The sequence below is a fragment of the Pseudomonas agronomica genome (assembly GCF_025917275.1).
GTDB classification, from domain to species: domain Bacteria; phylum Pseudomonadota; class Gammaproteobacteria; order Pseudomonadales; family Pseudomonadaceae; genus Aquipseudomonas; species Aquipseudomonas agronomica.
On record NZ_JAOSHO010000365.1, the window covers coordinates 1 to 5,233 of the forward strand.

The 5,233-nt window shown below is 64.4% G+C and carries 3 protein-coding genes; all 3 read left to right on the forward strand.

What is annotated here, in order from left to right; translation table 11 throughout:
- The coding region (locus tag OC610_RS20610) for an exonuclease SbcCD subunit D C-terminal domain-containing protein (RefSeq protein WP_264430306.1) at positions 1 to 988 on the forward strand (988 nt) is incomplete at its 5' end.
- A complete protein-coding gene (locus OC610_RS20615) occupies positions 985 to 4,626 on the forward strand; it encodes an AAA family ATPase (protein ID WP_264430308.1) in 3,642 nt (1,213 codons plus the stop codon). The genes OC610_RS20610 and OC610_RS20615, both read left to right, overlap by 4 nt.
- On the forward strand, positions 4,623 to 5,233 hold a 611-nt coding region (locus OC610_RS20620; RefSeq protein ID WP_264430309.1), incomplete at its 3' end, for a glutathione S-transferase. The genes OC610_RS20615 and OC610_RS20620, both read left to right, overlap by 4 nt.

The following is a 5,233-nucleotide window of genomic DNA, read 5'->3' on the forward strand; positions in this document are numbered from 1 at the left end:
TGATTCCGGCTCGCGTATAGAACTGCCCGCGCCGTTGATGCGCCGCTTGCGCACCCATGCCCTGGGCCGCGTCCTGTGGCTGGACGATGGACAACTGGACGTCGAGCGCCTGTTGCTGCCGTTGCCCGACGCCAAGGGCAAGGTCCGGGCCTGGTGCCTGGCGCTGCCGTTCCTGCGGCCGGCCGAGGTCACGGGCGCAAAACTGGGGGACGATTACTTGCGGGGCATCGGCCAGGTCCATGAATGGCTGATCGCCGCCGCCAACGCCAAGCGCAAGAAAGGCCAGGCACTGATCGCCGTCAGCCATGCGCACATGGCGGGTGGCTCGGTGTCGGAGGACTCCGAGCGCAGCCTGATCATCGGCAATGCCGAAGCGCTGCCCGCCAGCCTGTTCGGCCCAAGCATCACGTATGTCGCCCTCGGTCACTTGCACAAGCCGCAGAAGGTCAATGGGGAAACGCGCATTCGCTACAGCGGCTCGCCCATCCCGCTGTCGTTCTCGGAAATCGGCTATCAGCACCAGATCCTCGACATCACCCTGGACGGCGAGAAACTGCTCAACGTCGAGCCACGGCTGATCCCCCGCGCCGTCAATCTGCAACGCCTGGGCCCGGCGCCGCTGGCCGATGTCCTGGTGCAGCTCAAGGACCTGCCCGATATTGACCTGCTGGCCGATGTCCAGCGCCAACCCTGGCTGGAGGTGCGGGTGCGCCTCGACGAGCCGCAACCCGACCTGCGTCATCAAGTGGAAACGGCCCTGCAAGGCAAAGCCGTGCGGCTGGTGCGAATCGCCGCCGAATATGCCGGCAGCGGTGCCACCGCAGGCGCCGATGAAGGTGCCGCGTTGATCGAACTGGATCAGCTCAGCCCGCAGGATTTGTTCAGCCGCGCCTGGCAGGACACCTACGGCAGCGAAGTGGACGAACAGACGCTGAAGGATTTCGCCGTGCTCTTGCAGGACGTACAGATGGAGAGCGAACAGCCATGAAGATCCTCGCCATCCGCCTCAAGAACCTTGCGTCCCTGGCCGGGCCCTTTGAAATCGATTTCACTGCCGAGCCGCTGGCCAGCGCCGGCCTGTTCGCCATCACCGGCCCCACGGGCGCGGGCAAGAGCACGCTGCTGGATGCCTTGTGCCTGGCGTTGTTTGGCGCCGTGCCACGGCTGAACAACACCGGTCGTGACGCCAAGGTGCCGGACGCCGACGGCGAAATCGCCACGGGCGACCCGCGCACGCTGTTGCGCCGTGGCACCGGCGACGGTTATGCCGAAGTGGATTTTCGCGGCATCGACGGTCGCCGCTACCGGGCCCGCTGGGAGGCCAATCGCGCCCGGGAAAAAGCCGCCGGCAAGCTGCAGGCCAGCCGCCAGAGCCTGCGGGACCTGGACAACGATCAGCTACTGGCCAGCCAGAAAGGCGAATACAAGGCCCAACTCGAAGCCGCCCTCGGCCTGAACTTCGAGCAGTTCACCCGCGCCGTGTTGCTGGCACAGAGCGAGTTCAGCGCATTCCTCAAGGCCGACGACAACGATCGCAGCGAACTGCTGGAAAAGCTCACCGACACCGCCCTGTATACCCGTCTCGGCCGCCGCGCCTTCGACAAGGCCAAGCAGGCCAAGGAAACCCATAAGCAGTTGCAGGACCAGGCCAGCGGCGTCACGCCCCTGGCTCCCGAGGCCCGCGCCGACCTGGATGAGCGCGTCCACCAGGCCCAGCAAGCACTCAAGGCCCAACAGGCGCAGCTCAAGCAACTGGAGCAGCAACAAACCTGGCTCAAGGAACTGCGCCAGTTGCAGGACGAACAGGCCAGCGCCGCCGAGCAAATGCAACACGCCCAGGCCGATTGGGAGGCGCAGGCCGATGAACGCCTGAAGCTGATCCGCCTGGAACAACTGGCGCCGCAACGGCATCAGTTCATCCGGCAGGCGGAACTGGCCCGGCAGTTCGAGCCGCTGGCGGTCAAGATCCAGCAACTGACCCAGCAGCAAGTCGAGTTGCATGAACAACAGGGCGAATTGGAAAAAGGCCTGGGAGTGGCGCAACTGGCACTGGTCGCGGCCCGCCAGCAGAGCACCGACAACGCGCCCCTGCTGCGCCAGGCGTTCGATGAACAAAGCAGCCTCGCTCGCCTGACCCAGGAAGCCGGCCAGCGCGCCGAGCATCTGCAACAGGCCCAACTGGCTTGCACCGACGGCCAGCGCACCCTCGACTCCCTACTGGAGCAGCAGCGACAGGTGGGCGAACGCCTGCAACGGATCGCCGGTGAACTGGAACAAAGCATCGGGCTCGCACCACTGAGCGATGCCTGGGGTGCCTATCGCGATCGCCTTCAACAATTGATGCTGATCGGCAATCGGCTGAACAAGGGCCAGGACGAACTGGCGCTGCTGGAGCAAAACGCGGCGCGTGCCGCCGAGGACCTTGCAACCCGTCGCCAAGACCTTGAAGTGCTCTACAAGGAGGCCGACGCCGAACCGCAGGCGGTGGCCGAACAGATCCAGTTGCTCGGCAACCTCTTGCAGGACAACCGCAAGCAACTGCGTGCATTCGAGGAACTGGCTCGGTTGTGGGCCAGCCAGCAGGAACTGGACAAACGCAGCGCGGAACTTGAGCAACGCCAGCAGCGGGCCTTGCAGGAACGCGACCGACTGGTGCGCGAAGGCGGCGAAGCCAAGGCCGAGCTGACGATCGCCGAACAGACCCTGACCGTGACCCGCGAACTGCTGGAGCGCCAGCGCCTGGCCCGCAGCGAAAGCGTCGAGCAACTGCGCGAGCAACTGCAAGACAACCAGCCCTGCCCGGTGTGCGGCAGCGTCGAACATCCTTACCATCAGCCCGAAGCACTGTTGCAGAGCCTCGGTCGCTTCGATGAAAGCGAACAGGCCAACGCCCGCAAGGCGGTGGACCTGCTCAACGAAAAAGTCATCGATCTCAGGGCGCAGTACAGCGGCGTCATCGCACAACTCAAGGAGTTCAAGCAACAACAGGAACAACTCGCCACCCAGCATCAGAGCCTGGCGCCAAGCCTTGAAGCCCACCCGCTGTCGGCGCAAATGCTGGTCCAGGATTCGCCCAAGCGCGACGCCTGGCTGGCCCAGCAAACCAGCCAGCTGCAACTGCGCATCAGCCAGGACGAACAACGCCAGGCAGCCCTGCTCACCCTGCAACAGGACGCCGCGCGACTGACCCGGCAACTGCGCGATGCAGAGACAGCCAACCAACAAGCGTCGCAGCACCTGAGCAACCAGCAACAGGAATTGGCCCGGGATCGCCAGCGCCTGGACGAGGAGCTCGAGCACTTCAGCGCACTGTTGCCGGCCGACACCTTGCAGGCCCTGCGCAGCGAACCGGCCGTCACGTTCATGGCACTTGACCAACGGATCAGCCAGCGCCTCGCGCAATTGGAACAGCAACGCGAAGAACTCGCCGAGCAACTTCAGCGCCAGCAAGCCTTGGAGAAAGAGCAGGATCGCCAGCAGGTCCGGGCGCAGCAATTGGAATCGGCACAACAGCAGTTCAATGCCCTGGCCGAACAGCAACAGGCCTGCCAGGAAAAACTCACACAACTGCTGGGCGAACACTCCAGCGCCGAACAATGGCAGCAGCAGCTCGACGTGGCGCTGGAACAGGCTCGTCAGGCCGAGGCCAGCGCCAATCAACAGTTGCAGGACCTGCGTAACAACCTCGTGCAACTGGCGGCCGAACTCAAGGCCCGGCATGAACAGGCCCAGGCGCTGGAGGCCGAACAGCAAACGTTGGCCGCGGGCATCGCCCAATGGCGCGCCTCTCACCCGGAACTGGACGACGCGGCGCTCGACGCCCTGCTCAGCCTTGACGAGCAACAAGTCGCGCAGTTGCGACAACGCCTGCTCAACAGCGAAAAAGCCATCGAGCAAGCTCGTGTGCTGCTCACCGAACGGGAGCAGCGCCTGCACAACCACCAGGCGCAAGACAACGGCAACCTGCCAGCCGAACAGTTGACCGATGCCCTCGCCACATTGCACGAGCAATTCGCCGCCGGCGAACAACAGTGTGCTGAGCTGCGTGCCCAACAGGCCGAGGACCAGCGTCGACAGAACGCCAACCAGGCCCTCGCCCAGCAGATCGAGCAGGCCTACACCGAGTACCAGCGCTGGGCACGCCTGGATGCGCTGATCGGCTCAGCCACCGGCGATCGCTTCCGCAAACTGGCCCAGGCGTACAATCTCGATTTGCTGGTGCACCACGCCAACGCCCAGTTGCGGCAACTGGTTCGTCGCTACCGCCTCAAGCGCGGCGGCAGCATGCTCGGGTTGCTGGTGATGGACACCGAAATGGGTGACGAACTGCGCTCGGTGCATTCGTTATCCGGCGGCGAGACCTTCCTCGTCTCCCTCGCCCTGGCGCTGGGCCTGGCGTCGATGGCGTCGAGCACGCTGAGAATCGAGTCGCTGTTCATCGACGAAGGCTTCGGCAGCCTCGACCCCGAGTCGCTGCAACTGGCGATGGATGCCCTCGATGGCTTGCAGGCCCAGGGCCGCAAGGTCGCGGTTATCTCCCACGTGCAGGAAATGCACGAGCGGATCCCGGTGCAGATCCAGGTGCGCCGCCAGGGCAACGGGCTGAGCACGGTGGAGGTGAAATGAGCCAAGCCACGCTGTATTCCTTCCGCCGCTGCCCCTACGCCATGCGCGCTCGGATGGCGTTGCGCTACAGCGCCATCGCGTTGGACATCGTCGAGGTCAGCCTCAAGGCCAAGCCAGCCGAAATGCTCGCGCTGTCGAGCAAGGGCACGGTGCCGGTGTTGCACGTCGACGGGCGAGTCATCGATGAAAGTCTTGAGATCATGCGCTGGGCACTCGGCCAGCGTGATCCGCAGGATTGGAGGCTGGCGGACGACCCCGAGGGCCAGCGGCTTACGGCGGAGCTGATCGAGGAAAACGACCAGGTATTCAAGCTTCACCTGAACCGCTACAAATACCCGGAGCGTTATCCCGAACAGCCGATGGAACACTATCGAAGTGAAGGCGAAGCGTTTCTGCGCAAGCTGGAAGAACGGCTGCAAGCGCGACCGTTCCTGGTGGCGGCGCACCTGAGCCTGGCGGACGTCGCGCTGCTGCCGTTCGTGCGCCAGTTCGCTCATGTCGATCGCCAGTGGTTCGCCCAGGCGCCCTACCCTCGACTACAGGAATGGCTGCAGGGTCTGCTCGATTCAGAGCTGTTCGTGGCGATCATGGCCAAGCAAGCTGTATA